This is a genomic window from Bifidobacterium asteroides, assembly GCF_019469425.1.
Taxonomy (GTDB): Bacteria; Actinomycetota; Actinomycetes; order Actinomycetales; family Bifidobacteriaceae; genus Bombiscardovia; species Bombiscardovia asteroides_I.
Map to the genome: position 1 here is coordinate 639,709 of NZ_CP048272.1, position 17,718 is coordinate 657,426.

A 17,718-nucleotide genomic window follows, 5' to 3' on the forward strand; every position below is an offset into this window, starting at 1 on the left:
CCCCATTCTATGGATGTTCTGAGCCCCAGTCGAGGAAACGCCGCTGGCCTTTCCCCGGACTGGCTTGAATGGCCATTGCCGTCTCCTCCCTGCTATTATGAGAATGGTCTGTGGCAGCGGTGCATGCATTGAGGACCGCCGTGGCCGCAGCAGAGTATCCAACGATGTATTTTTGCCCTGCCTGGCATGAAACCGGCGGCGGCATTGTGATTAGGAGATGGTTTATGCCTCAGAAGATCAAAGCGTCGATTGCCTATGGAATCGGCAAGGGGTTTGCCCAGCCCGAAGAGATCATCATTGACGATCCCATCGGCGCGGAGGTCCTGGTGGATGTGCAGGCCTCCGGCCTATGCCATTCGGATCTGCATCTGGTAGAGGATGATGACAAGTTCTTCCCCTTCCCGGCTGTGATCGGCCACGAGATCGCCGGCATCGTCGAGGCCGTGGGCCCCGAAGTGTCCGGCATCAAGGTGGGTGATCATGTGGTGGCCTCCCTGGAGCAGGTCTGCGGCCATTGCGCCAACTGCCTCAAGGGTCAGCCCCAGTCCTGCACTCAGCAGCAGGAGTGCGTGCGCGGCGAAGGCGAGAAGCCCCGTCTGTCCTTCCCTGACGGCCGGCCCATCACCCAGGCCTTCGGCACCGGCGGTTTCGCCGAGAAGGCCCTGATTCACGAGAACCAGCTGGCTGTGGTCAACAACCAGGTCAAGTGGGATGAGGCCGCCTGCATCGGCTGCGCCACCATCACCGGAGCCGGCGCGGCCATCAACACCGCCCATGTGCGTCCCGGCGACACCGTGGCCGTCATCGGCACCGGCGGCATCGGCCTGAACATCATCTCAGGAGCCCGAATCTGCGGGGCCAAGCGGATCATCGCCATCGACCTGCTGGACAACAAGCTGGAATTCGCCCGCAAGTTCGGCGCGACCGATGTCATCAACTCCAAGAACGAGGATCCTGTGGCCAAGGTGCGCGAGCTGACTGACGGCGGCGTGGATCAGGCCTTTGAGGCCATCGGCCTGCCCGTCACCATGAAGCAGGCTTGGGACATGCTGGGCGTGGGCGGCACCGCTTATCCGATCGGCCTGACCAAGCCGGATGCCACGGTCTCCCTGGAGATCAACCCGGCCGACCTGCTGGTCCACCAGCGCGGTTTCAAGGGCGTGTGGATGGGCTCCACCAACATCAAGCATGACATCCCCATGTATGCGGACTTTGCTGTGGATGGACGGCTGAACATGCATGACATCGTCAGCCAGGACATCAAGCTGAGCCAGATCAATGAGGCCTACAAGCAGCTGGTCAACGGCGAAGTCATCCGTTCGGTCATCACCGAATTCGACTGATCCCCTTGAAATGAACGGCATGACGGCTGAGGTTGTGCCGGATGGGGATTCTAACTACAGGGGGGGGGGCTCCAGATGCGCAAGGCATCCGGAGCCCCCCCCCCTGTAGTTCTTGACTATCCGAGAACCGGCTCAGGACAGGAGCCTGCCGATGTTCTCGGCCACAGCGGCAAGGTTGTCGGCGGCCTTGCCTATGGCCTCCTCAAGGCTGACCGCCCCGGGGCTGATGCTGAAGATGGCGTCGATGCCCACCTTGTACAGTTCTTCGGTTCCTGCGCCCACATTCCCCGCCAGGGCGATGACCTTGCAGCCGGGGGAGGACTCCTTGACGGCCTGGGCTGTGCCCATGGGAGTCTTGCCGAACCCAGTCTGAAAGTCAATGCCGCCCTCGCCGGTGAAGCAGAGGTCGGCGCCTCGGGCCAGCTCCTTAAGGTGCGTAGTCTCTACAACGATATTGACACCTGAGCCCATGACGGCCGGAGTGAAGGCCAAAAAGCCTGCGCCCAGGCCTCCGGCGGCGCCCGCGCCCGGCTTGGCCTCCACCTCCCGATGCAGGTCTTTGCGAATGACGGCTGCATAGTGGGCCAGGGCCGCATCCAAGACGGCCACCATGGTCGGGTCTGCGCCCTTTTGCGGTCCGAAGACGGCCGAGGCTCCTTCGGGGCCGGTCAGGGGGTTGGTCACATCCGAGGCCAGACGAATGCGGGTGCGGGTCAGACGGGGATCCAGTCCGGAGATGTCAATCCGGTCCAGCCGGGCCAGTGCTGCTCCTCCTTGGGGCAATTCATCTCCTTCAGCATCCAGCAGCCTGGCGCCCAGGGCCTGGGCCATGCCGGCGCCGCCGTCGTTGGTGGCCGAGCCGCCAAGGCCGACGATGATCTCCTGTGCGCCCTGGTCCAGGGCCTTGCCGATCAGCTCGCCCGTGCCATAGGTGGTGGTCACCAATGGGTTGCAGGTCTGTTGATTGACGAACTGGATGCCGCTGGCTGCAGCCATCTCGATGGCCGCTGTACGGCCATCGCCCAAAATGCCGTAGCTAGCGGTGACGGGCAGGCCCAGAGGCCCGGTGGCCCGGGTCTGGATCATGCGGCCTCCGGTGGCATCGACCAGGGACTGGACCGTGCCCTCGCCGCCATCGGCCATGGGCACAAGGACCATTTCGGCCTTCAGGGGGCTCTTTCGCAATCCGCGTTCTATAGCGTCTGCGGCCTCCTTGGCGGTCAGGCTGCCCTTGAAGGAGTCGGGTGCAATGATGATTTTCATGGTTGTGACCTTTCCTGACTCGCGGATTCAGAAGACCAGATAGACCAGCATGGCCACCAGGGTCATGGCCAGGCCGACCAGGAGCTCAAAAGGGACCACCTTCATCCGCTCGCCCAGGGTCATGTTGATGGACTTGGCGGTGACGTGGAAGTAGTTTCCATGAGGCAGCTGGTCGATGACGGTGGCGCCTGCCTGCATGGTGACGGCAGCGGCAACCCCCGAGGTGCCGAAGGCCAGGATGGACTTGCCGAAGGAGCTGCTGCCCAGGATGACGCCCGTCGAGGTGGATGCGGTGGCGGCTGCCATAAGGATGCCGGCGATGGGGGCCAGCATGGATCCGGGCACGCCCATGGCGTGGATGAGGTTGACGATCTGCTTGGGCAGGTCGGAGCTGGTGATCAGCCCGCCCAAGGCTCCGGCTCCGATCAGGATGAGGACCACATCCACCATGCGCTGCAGGCCAGCGCTGGTGTATTTGAGGATTTGGCCGCCCTGCCCCATGGCCAGCAGCCCCAGAATGGATGCCAGGGGGAGGATGTACATGGCATCCACTTGGAACCGCTCCAGCAGACCGATATGCAGGATAGAGCCCACGGGGTTGAGCAGGAGCAGGATCACTGCGGTGATCGGAGCCACCAGGGAGCATCCCAGAGAGGGCAGATCCTTGTCCTTGTTGGCTGCAGCCGTGTCCTCGCCAAGGTCGTCCATGGTGACGATCCGTCCACGATGCTGCATCATGGTGGCCAGCAGGACGGCCATGGCCAGTCCGCATAACGCCGGCACGAAGCTGCCGATCATGACTGCCGAGGGCTGCACGTGGAATCCCGAGGCCACTGCGATGGTGTTGGGATTGGGAGAGATGATGTTGCCGGCCTTGCCGCCGCCGGAAAGGGCGATCAACAGAGCCAACTTGGATATCCTGAGCCGGCTGCCCACTTCGATGGCGATGGGCGCCACGATCAGGACGGCCACGGGGATGAAGACTCCTACGGCGCAGATGATCATGGTGGCCAGTGCCAGTGAGAGGATGGCCATGCGCTCGCCCAGGCCATTCACGATGGCTCGCGCTATCCGGTCGGCAGCGCCGGACTCCATCATGACCCCTGCCAGCACTCCGGCTGCCAGGACCCGGATAATCGTGCCCATGACGCTCTGGGAGCCGGACACGACGATGTGGACGGTCTGTCCCAGGGAGGCGCCCCCGATCAGGCAGCCTATGATGGCCCCAAGCATGAGTGCATATGTGGTATTGAGCTTTTTGAGAATGAGGATGATGGCCAGGGCCAGGCCCGCCAGAGCGGCCCACCATGACAGGGTAATGTCCATATCAGCTCCTTTGTTCCGCGTCTTGTGCCAGGGACCATGTCCTGCATCATCGTAGATGCCGGACATGCAACGATCTCATGGTTTTACTCATTATCAGTGTGGCTCTGTCATGCTCCTTTTGCCATGGCACCCATACTCGAAAAGCGATGGATGGCCCTGGCAAAAATGGTTCATGTACCATGTTGCCGGGAGGAGAACAATGACTATAGACCCTGCGACGGCGCAGCAGATCGTCGACAAACTCAAGGATGTAATCGAGTACAACATCAATTTCTTCGACACTGGAGGTACCATGGTCGCCAGCACTGATGCCTCGCGCATCGGCAGCTTCCATGGCGCGGCCCGTCAGGCGGTCGTGGACCGTCAAACCGTCGCTGTGGATCGCAGGCATCCTTATCGGGGAGCTCGTGACGGGGTCAATGTTCCGGTAGTGCTCAACGACGTGGTGGTGGCGGTCATCGGCATTACCGGCCCTGTGGACAGGGTGGGTGCCCTGGGCGGGATCATCGAGCGCATGACCGAGCTCATGCTTTGCGTCAACATGGAGCAGATCGCGCGATTCAACCGGCGGATCATGACCAGCAACCTGGTCAACCTGCTCACAATGGAACACAAGGATGACGAATTAATGAACGCTTTGGCCTTGACTCTCGACCTGGACCTGTCCGGCCCCCGGCGGGCTCTGATCGGCCGGGCACCTGGTATCCGTCTGGAAAGGCTCAACCAGGATCGGCTCTACGAAAGGCTTTGCAAGACATGCCTGTCCTTTGACGTTCCCCTCTTTGCCGTCGGCCCCAGGGACTTTCGCATCTATGCTCCGCAGATGGAGGATGCCAAGCTTGATGATTTCGTGGCTGCTCTGCGGCAGGCCCTTGGACGGGCGGTCGGCTCCAGGGTGGTGCTGGGCGCGGGGACGGTCCAAGCGGATCCTGACCAATACTGGCATAGCTACCAGCAGGCCTGCATCGCCGCGCGCTGGGCCGGGTTCACCGGCGATGACCAGCTATATCGTTACGAGCAGATGGATGCAGGGATGCTGATCACCTCGCTGCCCGCTGAACAGTGTCAGGCCTTTGTGGATCAGGTCTTTGCGGGCCTGGCGCCGGATCGCCTCGACCGGTTCGACAAGGTCTTTAGCGCCTACGCCCGGCACAACGGCAGCATTACTCATGCCGCCCAGGAGCTTTTCATCCATAAGAACACCATGCAGAACCGGCTGGATGCCCTGGCGAGAGAGACTGGCTACAACCCGCGCCGCCTGAGTGACTATCCCATCCTGGCTGCAGCCTTCGAGCTCCGAAAATACCTGGCCTATCAGGATATCCCCAACGACAGCGCCGAACCGGTTCAACAGCCTGAGGGGACAGACTAGACCGAACTAGGCCTGGTCAGATTCAGCGTACTGCTCCTCTGCCGCCCTGTCATCGGAGGAAAGCTGCTTCAGCTCGGCACGGACCTTCTGGAGCTTGGCGAAGGCCGCATTACGGTCCTGGGTGTTTCGTGCCCGTCCATGGTCTCCGGCCAGTTTTGCCTCCTGGGCCTTGAGCAGGTTGATGCGCTCGCGGACGGCGAGTCGGCGATCCAGATCCATGCCCTCTGTCTGATCCAGAGCAACCTGTGCGCACAGGCTGTCCCAGACCTGGTCCATATCCTTGCCGACCAGGGTAAGAGTGGTCTGATCAGCAGGGCGAGGGCTGCCCAGGTAGAGCGTATGCCTGGTTTCATGACCTGCTCGGGCAGGGAGGGCCCGGCGGACGGCGGGTGTGCAGATGAGGCCCCGCTCATCATGGTGGATGGCGATGAAGACCATGCCCGAGGAGCGCATGGCGGCGATATGCTCCAGCACATCCTCCGGCACACCTGGTGTCTTCAAACCTACGGCCAAGACCAGCACCTCATGGCAGTGCGCGCCATCCGCTGCAGGAATGGAGTCTGGTCGCAGCAGGGCCAGCATGACGATCCTGTCGACGCTGGTGGAGAAGCGCTGGCGCAGCCTTGAGGAGACAGGAGGTCGTGTGGTGAAAGCACGCAGGGGGAGTTCGCCCTTGGCTGCTGGAATGGCACTGGTGGGCGGCAGGCCCAGGGAGAGCGCGGAGACGCCGTCATAAATTGCGATTGTCATCCTTGGCCTTTCTGTCGCTGTTTATGTCATTCTACCGGCAGAAGCGAGTCCTGGGGTGTGAGTGTCCGCTTGAAGGCAATGTGCAAACTTGGGAAACCGGACGCTAGGAACTCAACCCGAGCTTTTGCACCCTGTCGGCCCAGCGCGGCCGCGTGCCCGGTCCATCCGATCGCTGGCTATTATTGGAGAAGAAAGGTGGGCATCGATGGCGCAAGGCCCCCGGTGTCTGCACCGCCATTTACAGAGGAGTGATTCATGGACGAGAAGACCCTGGTAGAGAAGCTGAGCAACCTGGAGACCATCGACCAGCTGGTGGATCTGGCCAAGCAGATCGGCAAGCCCCTGACCTACAACGACGCGGACCAGCTCTTCGGCAGAATCAACCAGTGCAAGAATGATGTCGCGGAGCTGGACGGCGACACCATCGCCAAGCTGGCCAAGCAGGTCTTCGGCATCTGAGGCATCCGAGCCCATAGGGGGCGGGCCTGAATTCGGTCCGCCCCCTTTTCATGCCCGGTTTCGGGCTTCCTGCTCGATTTGGGCCAGACCCTTTCCCCTGGTTTCGGGCACCATTGCCCATGCGAATGCCAGGGCGCACACATTGATCAGGGCGAAAAGCAGGTAGGTGCCGGTACCGCCAAGCCGGGCCAGCAGCGTGGGGAAAACCAGAGAAAGTCCAAAGTTGGTCAGATTCATGGCTACGTTGGCGTAGCCCATGCCCCTGCTCTTCACCTGCTGGGGGAAGATTTCGGACAGGAGCAGCCAGGTGACCGGCGCCACCAGACCCTGGACGAAGACCACATAGATCATCATCATGCCGATCATGATCCAAGCGGCCGTTCGCGATCCGTTGCCGGGGGCATCGACGAATCGGTAGCAGATTCCTATGGCGGCCAGGAAGACGATGGTGCCTGCGAGTCCTGCGGCCAGAATGACGCGGCGGTCGAACCGGTCAATCAGCCCCAGCCCTCCGATGGTGGCCGCTATGGCGGAGACCAGGATGACGGGCACAGTGGCGACCATGGACAGGGAGGGGTCGAAGCCAAGGGTATCGGTGAAGATGGTCGGCGCGTAGTAGTTGACGATATTCAGCCCTGTCAGCTGGTTGATCATGGCCACGCCGATGCCCACGATCAGCACCCGCCGGAGCCAGGGGGCCTTGAAGCTGGCGGTCGTCGCACTCTTGGGCTGTGAAAGCTCCTGCATGGTCTCCCGGGCTTCTTTTTCGTCGCGTGTAGCCTCAAGGAAGGCCGCCGCCTGGTCCTCCTCTCCTCGGCGGATCAGATGGGCCGGGCTGTCATGAAGGAAGCATGCCAGCAAAGCCAGCAGGGCGGCCGGTGGCACTACTGCCCAGAGCATGGTCCGCCAGCCGGCGCCCATCTGGTTCATGATGGCGTTGACGCTGACCGCCAGCAGCTGCCAGACCACAATCATGACCGAGTTGACCGAAACCACTCGTCCGCGTTCAACCGTGCCGACCATATCGGCCAGGTAGATGGGCACAATGGTCGAGGTCATGCCGATGCCGGCCCCGATGACCAATCTCCCCAGCTCCAGCAGGGGCAGGCTGGGGGCCAAGGCGCTCAGCAGAGCTCCGGGGATGGCCAGCAGGGCACCGGCCAGGATGATGTGTCTGGGGCCGAAGCGGTCGTTGAGCCTGCCTGCCAGGTAGGATCCCAGCGCCGCCCCTATCAACAAAGCGGAGGTGACCATGCCTTGTTCGCCGGCCGTCAGGTGTCCGTCCGGCCCCGAGCCTAGGTTCATGCCGACCAGCGCCCCGGAGATGACGGTCAGGGTGTAGCCGTAGAGACCTCCGGCCAGCACGCCTAGCGAGGCCATCAGCTGCAGGTTGCGTCGGCGTCCTTGGAGCGTGGTTGCGGATGTCTTCGTTTCCCTCGGAGCCATGGGTACCCCTTTCGCCAGCTCATCCGGGCAGAATCAGAGTCATCATAGGCACCTGGGGGAGCGGCCCGTGCGTCTGGCTTGTCATTGTGGACAGTGCAATCATCCGGAAAACCAGATGCCGGACTCGCTGTCTAGGCCCTGGTTGCCGAAAACATGAACATCTGAGGATATTGTCCATGACTTGCTCCTGTCATGAGCGGCGAAACAGCCCGGTCCCACCTATGATAAACTCGTATGCGCGCCAAGAACGTCGTGGGTGCTTACGGCCATGGTTCTATACAGCCATGGCGATGAAAGGAAGCATTGTATGCGCAAGCTGATTCTCGATCTGGACACTGGTGTCGACGACACTCTAGCCATTTCCTACGCCCTGGGCAGCCCCGAAGTTGAGTTGATCGGCATAACGGGCACCTATGGCAACGTTCTGCTGGAGCAGGGCATCCGGAATGATCTGGCCATCACCGACCTGCTGGGACACCCCGAGGTCAAGGTCTATCCGGGTCTGCCCCACGCCTCCAAAGCCGACTCCTTCAAGGTGCTGCCTGTCTCCGTCTTCATTCACGGCGAGAACGGCATCGGCGACGCGGTCATCCCGGACTCGCACCGCAAGGCGGAGACGCAGTCGGCTGTAGACTTTATCATCGATTCAGTCAACACCTATGGCAAGGACCTGGTCTACGTGCCCACAGGCCCCATGACCAACATCGCCGCCGCCCTGGCGAAGGAGCCCGATATAGCCCAGCGCATCGGCTCCATTGTGCTTATGGGCGGTGCTCTGACCGTGCCGGGGAATGTGGATGCCTGGCAGGAGGCCAACATCTCCCAGGATCCGGACGCGGCAGATGCGCTCTTCCGCTCCGGCGCGCCCGTGACCATGGTCGGTCTGGACGTGACCCTGCAGACTCTGCTCACCTACAAGGAGACCGCCCGCTGGCGGCAACTGGGCACTGCGGCAGGCACCTTCCTGGCGGATATGACCGACTTCTATATCAAGGCCTATGAGACCACCTCGCCCCACCTGGGAGGCTGTGGCCTGCACGATCCGCTGGCCGTGGGCGTGGCCGTGGATCCGACCCTGGTCACCACCCTGCCTATGAATATGAAGGTCGAGACCGAAGGGGCCACGCGCGGACGCACCATCGGGGACGAGCAGCGGCTCAATGATCCGCACAAGACCATGCGTGTGGCCGTCGGCGTAGATGTGCCCCGCTTCCTGAACGAGTTCATGACCCGCATCACCAGTCTGGCCTCCCAGACCGAGTGATGTCCGCCATCCCCGGCAAGTTCACGCAAGAGAAAGAGTATTGAAGACATCATGTCCGAAGAACAATCCACCGAGGATTCGACAGCCGTACGATCATTGATCCTGCTGCTGATCACCTTTGTCCTGGGTACCTTGTGCCTGCAGGGCTTCAACCTGGTATTCCAGCAAGTCGGCAAGGATGCGGGCGCACCTGATCAGGCCTCGCTGATCACGGCCCTGCCCAGCATCGTCCTGGGCATCGTCTGCTTCATCTACGGTTCCTTGGGCGACTTCGTCTCCCTGCGCAAGCTGGTCACCTTTGGCTTGTGCATATTGTTCGTGGGGTCCGTGTACGGGTATGTGGCCAACACGATTATGGCCCCCAACATCTGGAATGTTATTGCGGCCCGGCTGCTGCAGACCGCCGGGGAGCAGGTGGCTGGCTCGGCCTACCTGGTCGTGGCGACCAAATATCTCAAGCCCTCGCTGAAAGTGATCTTCTTTGGCATCTTCACGGCAGGCTACCAGGTGTCTGCAGCCATCGGCATCTTCGCTGCTGGTCTGCTCAGCTCACTGGCCTGGCAGTACCTGTTCCTTATTCCTGCGGTCACGATCTTCTTCCTGCCCGTTCTGCTCAAGAGCCTGCCCACCGGCGGTGGCAATGGCGAGAAGGTGGACTGGCTGGGCTTTGTCATTTTCGGCCTGGCAACGGCCTTGTTGACTCTTTTCTTCTCATATGCCGCCTGGTGGCTGCTGGTGGCCTCCGCGGTCTGCTACCTGATCTTCGGGCTGTATATCAGCCGGGCCCGCAGCCCTTTCATCACCCCGGCCTTCTTCCGCAACAAGCGCTGGTTGATGGGCATCGCCCTTATCCTGATCTTCTACTTCATGAACTACTGCATGTCGCCCATCTTCAACGCCATCGGGCGTGACATCTACCGGGTGCCGACCTCCACGGTCTCCTTGCACGTGGTCTGGGCATTCCTGGTAGCCGCCGTGCTCGGCACCACCTCGGGTGCCATCGTGGACAAAATCGGTCGCAAAACAGCGATCATCATCGCTGCCTGCTTGATGATACTAGGCTTCGCCGGGTCAGCCCTAGTGGTCAATTCCGGCCTTCTGGCCCTGACTCTGACTGCCTGCGTCTACTACGCCGGCGTCGGCCTCATGTATTCGCCTATTGTCTCCACCGTGCTTGACACCCTGCCACAGGAGCAGTCAGGCCGCGGCGTGGGCATGAACGACTTGGTCATGAATGTCACCGGCTCCATCGGCATCGCCATCATCGGCGGCCTGATGGGCAAGACCAGCCTGGAAGGCTTCAGCATCATGAGTGCCACCGGCCTGGCGGCCAACTACAGCAACCTGCTCCTGATCGGCGCTGCCGTAGCATTGCTTGGCCTGATCGTGTACTTGATCTGCAACAAGTTCATCTACGCCAAGCCTGACGACCAGCACTAGGTTCCCGAGAAAAGCATCGACCGCCTGACCGCGATAAAAGGAATCGCCTTTCGCCCGGTCAGGCGGTCGACCCATATATATGGTGGGTATGCAGTGGGCAGTGCGCAACGGGGGAATTGCCGATGCCACCCTCAGCCTTGCTTTGAAGCCCTGTCAGTTCTGCATGGGGAAGGGCCTGCGATTCAGCCGCGGATCAGGGCCAGGGTCAGCATGTCAGGGGTGGGGCACTCATTGCCAGCCTGAATCCTCACCCTGACAGACCGGTCGGGCAGGGCATTCAAGCCTTGCCCATTCAGGGGGTACCGGTCGAGGACCGTGCCGTGCTCATGGCTCCTGACTGGTTGCCCCAGCTCCAAGCCTTCCGCTCGCAGAGAATAATGAGCTGTGCTGTTCTGGCTGCGCATGGCCACCTCCAGCATCCTTGCTTTCCCAGTGGCATCATGGAGCCGGTAGGAGAAGCAGCCGCCAGTCAGTGCGCGACGGGTGTTCGCTCCTTCGATCAGCTCCTGCCGGTCATTCCGACCCTGATATTCATGGTCGATCTCGGACTGCTGGGATCCGCAGTTCACCTGATCGCAAATCTGACGCTCATGGGCCTGTTCCTGAACATCAATGTTTTTCAAGGTGCGATGAACGCGGTCTTTATCCCAATCCTGTGCCCAAGGCAGATAAACCGAGTACCTGGAGGCCTCTATAGAGGTGAAGGGGACCAGCAACAGGCGCGACTCGGTCCACTCGGGGTCTCCTTCCGCCTTCCGGGCTGGTGCGTGCGGTCTGGCGACGGCCACCTCGATGGCGCCGTCGTCCTGGGGGTGGGGCAGAAGGAAGTCCTTGGGCTCTCCCAGGAGCAGGGGCAGGTCGCCAAGCGGGCGCAGAGGACCGGCGGCGATATGACCGGCTCGGGAGTCGTCTGCCTTCAGGCCCTCCAGATCAGCGTCATCGCTGCGGGCAGCCATGACCTTGACACCGCGCAGCAGGCTGATCCAGTCCGAACCGTCAGGCAGGGGCTCGGCAGTCACCCGGACCCGGTGGGCCACCTCCAAAGTTGCTTGTCCAGTCCAGGTCAGGCGCAAATGGTCGAAGCATGGGCTGTTGTTTGAATCGGACCTCGTTGGCTCGACGGTCAGCTGGGCCTGCTGTCCTTGCATGACCCGGTACCTGGCATCCTCAAGCCACCAGGGATGACGCAGGTAAAGGTCCACGGTCTGTTGCTCCTCCGGCGGACCTTCCAGGTCCAGACGGCCCAGGTTGGCTGTTCCAGGGCCGGGAGCATAGGATAGTCCGACGCGCAGTCCGCGGGCGGACCAGTCCAGGACGGCAGGAATGAAGAGGTTGACCACCAGGGACTCGGATTTGCTGCCGGGCTCATTTCCTGGTTGGCGTTCGAAGATCATGCTGTTGTAGCGTGCGTGATTCTCCAGGCCTGTGCCAACGCAGCACCAGAAGGAGCGCTGGGCGCTGGAATAGACCCGGTAATGCCGTGGACGCATAGGGGTGAAATAGACGAAGCCGTGCTCGTGGATGCCTACTGTGGAGACCAGATGATTGACCAGCACCCGCTCGTAGAAATCCAGGTATCGGGCCTGCCCTGTGCGCCTATAGAGGCTCAGGGCCAGCTTGGCCATGTTGCAGCTGTTGCAGGTCTCCAGGCCTTCCCGGGAGGTGACCATGGCGGAGAAGTCGTCCGGCGGGTTGAAATGCTCCGAGACGGAGTGGGCACCGATGGAGACCGTGCGCCGGTCCACCACCCCATGCCAGAAGGTGTCTACGGCCCTGCGATAGGTTTTCTCGCCGGTGATCTCAAACAGACGCTCGTAGCCCAGGACCTTGGGGATCTGCGTGTTGGCATGCAGGCCTGTAAGCCGATCCTTGCCGTCGGCCAGTGGTTCGAAGAAGGCCTGGTCGGTCAGGCGGCGGGCCTGGCGCAGATAGCGTTCTCTCCCGGTCAGCTGGTATAGACGGGCAAAGACATCATTCAATCCTCCGTATTCACAAGACAGCATGGTTTGGAAATCCTGCTCGGCAATGGCGTCCGCCAGATTGCACCACCAGTCAGCCAGCTGCAGAACAATTTCGTGGGCCATGGCGGAGGCATCTGCTGCTTGGCTGTTGTTCTCAGGGATTTGGAAGGCCTGCCAGCAATCCAATAGACCCGCCATGAGCTTGTGGAGGTTGTAGAGGGGAACCCATGCGCCTTGCAGATCGAATGACTGTGCCTGGATATGGCCTTTTCGCAGGCTTCGGAAGAGCTCGGCGCTGTGGGGCATGCCGCCTAGGAAGCCGTCGCCGGAGGCTCGTTGGCATTCACGCAGGACAGTCAACATATAGGTTGCCCTTGTCAGGAAGCGATGATCGAGCAGAGTCTGCCAGTATGCCGCCAGGCCGGACAGGTAGTGGCCGCCCATATGGCCATCCAGGCCCATGGATTCCCAGTTAGGGTAAGGGCTGTCCTGGTGGGGCAGGCCGGCCTCGCGACGGTATGGGGCCAGCAGACGGTCAGGATCCAGGCTGAGCAGGTAGTCCGCACCGGCCTGCTGGGCATCAGCATAGGTACTGCCCGGGGCCAGGCAGATCTGGGACGGGGCAAAGGTGAAGCACTCATGCTCCTGCCCATGTTTCCGTCGGAGCTGGTTTGTGGGTGATGCGGATCGTACGTGTGTATCGGTCATGACCCCTCCTTGCGGCAAATATCTAGTGGCCGTGCACGACGACCAGCGAAGCAGGGGCCGACTATGCTGCTGGAAGCAATTATAGCGCTTAGTGGGTTGCGGCAGCCATCAGATCCGACGACCAGAGCGGTTGTCTTTCTTGCGTGGTTCTTCTTTCATCAATCCATTCAGGTTGAGGCATTGGTCGAGCTAGAGCAGTACACCCGAACCAGGGGATGTGTCTTGTTCGTCGCAGACCGATCTGCACGGATCAATCAGTCTAGAGGCTCCTGACCCGCGTTCGCTTTCTCCGTCATTCTCTGTCCCTGCAGATCGGTACTTGGAAGGCATCGGCCTTCCGCGGCTGAATTGATGGGCTGATGGGCCATTCCTGGCCTGTCGCCGGTTTGTGCGTCTTTGGCGAGTGAGGCAAAGATTCGGACGAATGCAATGCATAAAACAGCAAATGCGAGTTGCTTGAATATCGGAAAAACAGCCAGAGACAGACTCCGCCGTTGGCTTTGCCTGGTTGACCAGGGCCTGGACGCATCTATCGAGGTTGATGCAGACTCAGGGATCGATGCAGATGGGATAAGATGACACTCTTGCTTTAGGTTGTAATTGGTCGATGGCAGTCAGTGACTGCGCCTACCAGGTGTGCCTTTTGTTCGTGTTGGAGCTTTGTGTTTGGGTTTTGTGGTCTGTTTTGCCGAAAGCGGGTTGCTGATATCTTTTGGCTTTTAGACTTGGCGATTGTGGATGCTTGCCGTGCCAGCGACCGTCAAGGCCGATCGCGACTCCGCCCCCGGCTTTCTCCGCACTAGAGTCGGGCTGGGCTGGGGTCTGGTTGTGGTTTGTAGGGTTGTTGGGTGTGGTGGCGGTCCCGTCGTGTTGGGGGTGGCGGGGCCGCCTGTTGGCCTGGGTCCTGTTGGGGGTGTGGCCCGGGCTGCTTACTCGTGTGAAGTGTTTGTTTGGGTTTGTTGTCGTCGGTTTTTGGCGGCTGCGGCGGCTCCTGCGGCGAGCAGTCCTGTGGCGAGCAGGAGGAGCATGCCGTTTCCTCCGGTCAGGGGCAGGCTGGCGATGGACAGGTACCGGTAGGTGTTGCTTGTGTCGGTTTCCTGTGGTATGCCGTCCTGGGTCCAGTCGATGGCTGCGGGGACGGGGCCTGGCGTGTAGGCGGGCGTGGTGGCGTTCCAGGTGCCGTCGGGGTTGGGCGTCAGGTTTTTGCCGGCGGCGGAGCAGACGCCTCGCCACCGGGTCTGGTCGAAGCAGATGCTGGTGGCTTGTGGTTTTCCGGGGAAGCCGACCGGTCCTGGCCGGCTGGCCGGCCAGGCGTTGGAGGGTTCGCGCCCCAGCTGGCCGCTGCTGTTGCTTCCCCAGGTGTAGAGGCTGCCGTCGGAGCCTAATGCTGCTGAATGGTTGAAGCCCAGGCTGGCCTGCGTCCAGGTGAATCCGTCTGCTGCGCCTTGGGGCTTGCCGACCTGGGTCGGCGTGTGCTGGTCGGTGGTGGTGCCGTCGCCCAGCTGGCTGTCGTTGTTGTTTCCCCAAATGTAGAGGCTGCCGTCGGAGCCGATGGCTGCGGAATACCACCTGCCTAGGCTGACTTGTGTCCAGGTGAACCCGTCTGGCGCGCCTTGGGGCTTGCCGACCTGGGTCGGCGTGCGCTTGTCGGCCTGGGTGCCGTCGCCCAGCTGGCCGTAGTAGTTGCTTCCCCAGGTGTAGAGGTTGCCGTCGGAGCCTAATGCTGCGGAATGGTTGAAGCCCAGGCTGACCTGCGTCCAGGCGAACCCGTCGGAAGCGCCTGCGGGCTTCTGGATCAGGGTTGGCGTGCTGCGGCTGCTGGTGGTGCCGTCGCCCAGCTGGCCGTTGAAGTTGTACCCCCAGGTGTACAGGTTGCCGTCGGAGCCGATGGCCGCGGAATGCTGGTCGCCCAGGCTGACCTGCTTCCAGGTGAACCCGTCGGGAGCGCCTTGGGGCTTGCCGACCTTGACTGGCGTGCTCCGGCTGGTGGTGGTGGTGCTGCCGTCGCCCAGCTGGCCGTGGCTGTTGCTTCCCCAGGTGTAGAGGTTGCCGTCGGAGCCGATGCCTGCGGAATGGCTGCTGCCGAGGCTTATCTGGCTGAATCTGACGCCGCGCCGTGCGGGCGGGGTCAGGGTGACCTTGGTGCCGCCGGCCTCGGGTCCTTGGGCGGGGCTGATGGTCCAGTGCTGCGTGTCCGTCCTGGTCCACCGGGCGGTCAGGGTGATGTCATGGGTGACGGGCTGGGTGAAGTCGTAGGCCACATTGTCTTGGAACCAGCCGTCGAACAGGCAGCCGTCGGCCTTCGGGTCCGGCTGGGGGCGTTCCGCCTGCCCGTCCTGGGTGACGGCCTGGCTGGGGGGCATGCCCGTGGGGGCGGGGCAGGCGCTATCCTTGGAGGTGAAGCCGACCTGGTATTGGGGGGCGATGAACGTGTATTGCAGGTGCGCGTCCGGCTGCGGCCCGTTCCTGTTCCAGACGACCGCCACGTCCACGGCCCCCGGGGCATGCTTGGGCGTGGACGCCCGCCAGGTGCCGTCAGGGTTGGGCGTGATCCCCGTGGTCCTGGCCTGGCCGAACAGGACACTGGTGGGCGTGGCGGCACCAGGCAGGTTCACCCGGCCGGGGGTATGCCGTTCGTTGGTGGTGCCGTTTCCCAGCTGGCCATTGATGTTGCTCCCCCAGGAATACAGGTTCCCGTCCGAGGCCAGGCCGTAGGACAGGTTGTCCCATCCGGCGCTCACCTGTACCCAAGTCAAACCGGAAGGCCCGTTTTGTGGCGCCGCTACCTGGACCGGGGTATTTCGGCTGATGGTGGTGCCGTCGCCGAACTGGCCGTTGGTGTTGTTGCCCCAGGCATACAGGCGCCCGGCAGAATCGATGCCAAGGGACGTACCGTTTAATACGCTTACCTGCTTCCAGGATTGCATTGGATAGGCTGGCCTGGTTTTGGTCGGGCTGCAGCCGTTATTGGTGGATCCGTCGCCGATACTGCCGTTGCCGTTATAGCCCCAGCCGTAGGCGTTGCCGTCCAAGTCGATGGCCAGCGAGCTGAAGTCACCCATCTGGAACTGCCCCCAGGATGATAGGCCCTCTGGTCTGGCCACAGGGACAGGAGTGAGTCTGTTTGGCGTTGATTGTCCGGTACCCAGCTCGCAATTGCCGTTGGCTCCCCAGCCGTAGAGCTTGTCGTCCGAGCCTAGGGCCAGGGAATGCCAGCCCCAGCCGCTCATCCGCTTCCAGGTGAACCCTGAGGGCGCATGCTCCGGCAAGCTTACCCGGACAGGAGTGTATTGCCGAGTGGTGGTCCCGTTGCCTACATAGCCATGGTCATTGAGGCCCCAGCTGTAGAGCTGGCCGTCGGAGCCCAATGCCAGCGCGTGCAGGCTTCCCGCCTCCACATGCTTCCAGGTGAACCCGGCTGGCGCGCCTTGGGGCTTGTCGACCTTGCCGGGCCGGGGGTCGGCCGGGATACCGTTGATGGTTTTGCTGCCGATGTTGCGTCCCAGCGTGGCGTTCTCGTTGTCGCCCCAGCTGTAGATATTGCCGTCGGAGCCCAGACCCAGTGTGAACATGTATCCTGCCGAGGCCTGCACCCAGGTGAACCCGGCTGGCGCGCCTTCGGGCTTCAACACCCGGACCGGCTCAGCATGTTGGATGGTGGTGCCGTCACCTTGCTGGCCATGGCCGCTGCTGCCCCAACAGTACAGGTTGCCGTCCGAGGCGACAGCAGCGATGTTTCCTCTCCCTGCGCTGATTTGGCTGAAGCGGATGCCTCTTGGCTTGGGCGGGGTGAGGGTGGTTTTGGTGTTTCCGGCTATGGGTCCTTGGCTGGGGCTGATGGCCCAGTGCTGCGTGTCCTCGCTGGTCCATCGGGCGGTGAGGGTGATGCTGGAGGTGACGGGCTGGTTGAAGTCGTAGGCGATGTTGCCTTGGAACCAGCCGTCGAACAGGTATCCGTCCCTGGACGGGTCGGGGCTGGGCCGGCTGGCCTGCCCCCCGTCGGGGATGGTCTGCTGGTCGACGCTGCCGCCGCCTGCCGTGTCGAAGCTGACCGTCCAGGTTTGGGAGGATTGGGCCTGCGGCTGGCTGCCGGCTGTGCTGCCGGGAGCGTCGGCCAGGGGCGAGGATGACGGGAGGGGGGAGGATGCGGACAGCGGGGATGAAGGGGCTGGCAGGGTTGCAGTCAGCGTGCTGCCAGCGGCGTCGGGCTGCCGGCTATCCGGGCGGGGGGCTTCGGGGTCCTGCTTCCCGGCGTATTCCATAGTGGTGGGCGTGGCCATGCCGGATGGTCTGCCGGCGGTGGCGTCGGCTGCAGCCAGGCCGCCGGCCAGGAGGCTGGCAGGCAGAATGACGGCAAACAGGATGCCAATGGCTCTGGCCGACATG

Annotated in this window: 11 protein-coding genes; 5 read left to right on the top strand and 6 right to left on the bottom strand. The window is 62.2% G+C overall.

The genetic code is table 11. The annotated features are described in order from the left end of the window. The first annotated feature begins 224 nt into the window (after positions 1-224). Complete coding sequence (locus GYM67_RS09330) at positions 225-1,343, top strand: zinc-binding dehydrogenase (protein ID WP_220236959.1); 1,119 nt, start codon at positions 225-227, stop codon at positions 1,341-1,343. Positions 1,344-1,475: 132 nt separating this feature from the next. On the opposite strand, the gene GYM67_RS02395 is transcribed toward GYM67_RS09330, so the two are convergent. Together GYM67_RS02395 and GYM67_RS02400 are read right to left on the bottom strand one after the other, a co-directional pair. Continuing rightward, entirely contained in the window at positions 1,476-2,606 is a 1,131-nt protein-coding gene (locus GYM67_RS02395) for a glycerate kinase (protein ID WP_220236960.1), read from the bottom strand. A gap of 27 nt (positions 2,607-2,633) precedes the next feature. Then, positions 2,634-3,932, bottom strand: coding sequence for a GntP family permease (locus GYM67_RS02400; RefSeq protein ID WP_220236961.1), 1,299 nt, complete (start codon positions 3,930-3,932; stop codon positions 2,634-2,636). A 199-nt stretch (positions 3,933-4,131) separates the two neighbouring features. Between GYM67_RS02400 and GYM67_RS02405 the strand changes: the two genes are divergently transcribed. Then, positions 4,132-5,304 carry a sugar diacid recognition domain-containing protein gene (locus GYM67_RS02405; RefSeq protein ID WP_220236962.1) on the top strand — a complete coding sequence of 391 codons (1,173 nt, stop codon included), beginning with the start codon at positions 4,132-4,134 and terminating at the stop codon, positions 5,302-5,304. 6 nt (positions 5,305-5,310) lie between these two features. Here the strand turns inward: GYM67_RS02405 and GYM67_RS02410 are convergent, their stop codons facing one another. Then, positions 5,311-6,054: a DUF4391 domain-containing protein gene (locus tag GYM67_RS02410; RefSeq protein ID WP_220236963.1), complete on the bottom strand. Its 744-nt coding sequence runs from the start codon at positions 6,052-6,054 to the stop codon at positions 5,311-5,313. A 255-nt stretch (positions 6,055-6,309) separates the two neighbouring features. Here GYM67_RS02410 and GYM67_RS02415 point away from each other — a divergent pair, with 255 nt between their 5' ends. After that, entirely contained in the window at positions 6,310-6,513 is a 204-nt protein-coding gene (locus GYM67_RS02415) for a hypothetical protein (RefSeq protein ID WP_220236964.1), read from the top strand. A 48-nt stretch (positions 6,514-6,561) separates the two neighbouring features. On the opposite strand, the gene GYM67_RS02420 is transcribed toward GYM67_RS02415, so the two are convergent. Beyond that, positions 6,562-7,959, bottom strand: coding sequence for a sugar porter family MFS transporter (locus GYM67_RS02420; RefSeq protein WP_220236965.1), 1,398 nt, complete (start codon positions 7,957-7,959; stop codon positions 6,562-6,564). 307 nt (positions 7,960-8,266) lie between these two features. On the opposite strand from GYM67_RS02420, the gene GYM67_RS02425 reads away from it, so the two are divergent. Further along, positions 8,267-9,223: a nucleoside hydrolase gene (locus GYM67_RS02425; RefSeq protein WP_220236966.1), complete on the top strand. Its 957-nt coding sequence runs from the start codon at positions 8,267-8,269 to the stop codon at positions 9,221-9,223. Between the two features lie 51 nt (positions 9,224-9,274). After that, positions 9,275-10,663, top strand: a complete 1,389-nt coding sequence (locus tag GYM67_RS02430) for an MFS transporter (RefSeq protein WP_220236967.1) — start codon at positions 9,275-9,277, stop codon at positions 10,661-10,663. Positions 10,664-10,845: 182 nt separating this feature from the next. Here GYM67_RS02430 and GYM67_RS02435 read toward each other — a convergent pair whose 3' ends face one another. Continuing rightward, positions 10,846-13,332: a beta-L-arabinofuranosidase domain-containing protein gene (locus GYM67_RS02435; RefSeq protein ID WP_220236968.1), complete on the bottom strand. Its 2,487-nt coding sequence runs from the start codon at positions 13,330-13,332 to the stop codon at positions 10,846-10,848. 929 nt (positions 13,333-14,261) lie between these two features. Beyond that, on the bottom strand, positions 14,262-17,717 hold the full coding sequence (locus GYM67_RS02440; protein ID WP_220236969.1) for an RCC1 domain-containing protein: 3,456 nt from the start codon (positions 17,715-17,717) through the stop codon (positions 14,262-14,264). Between the last annotated feature and the right edge of the window lies 1 nt (position 17,718).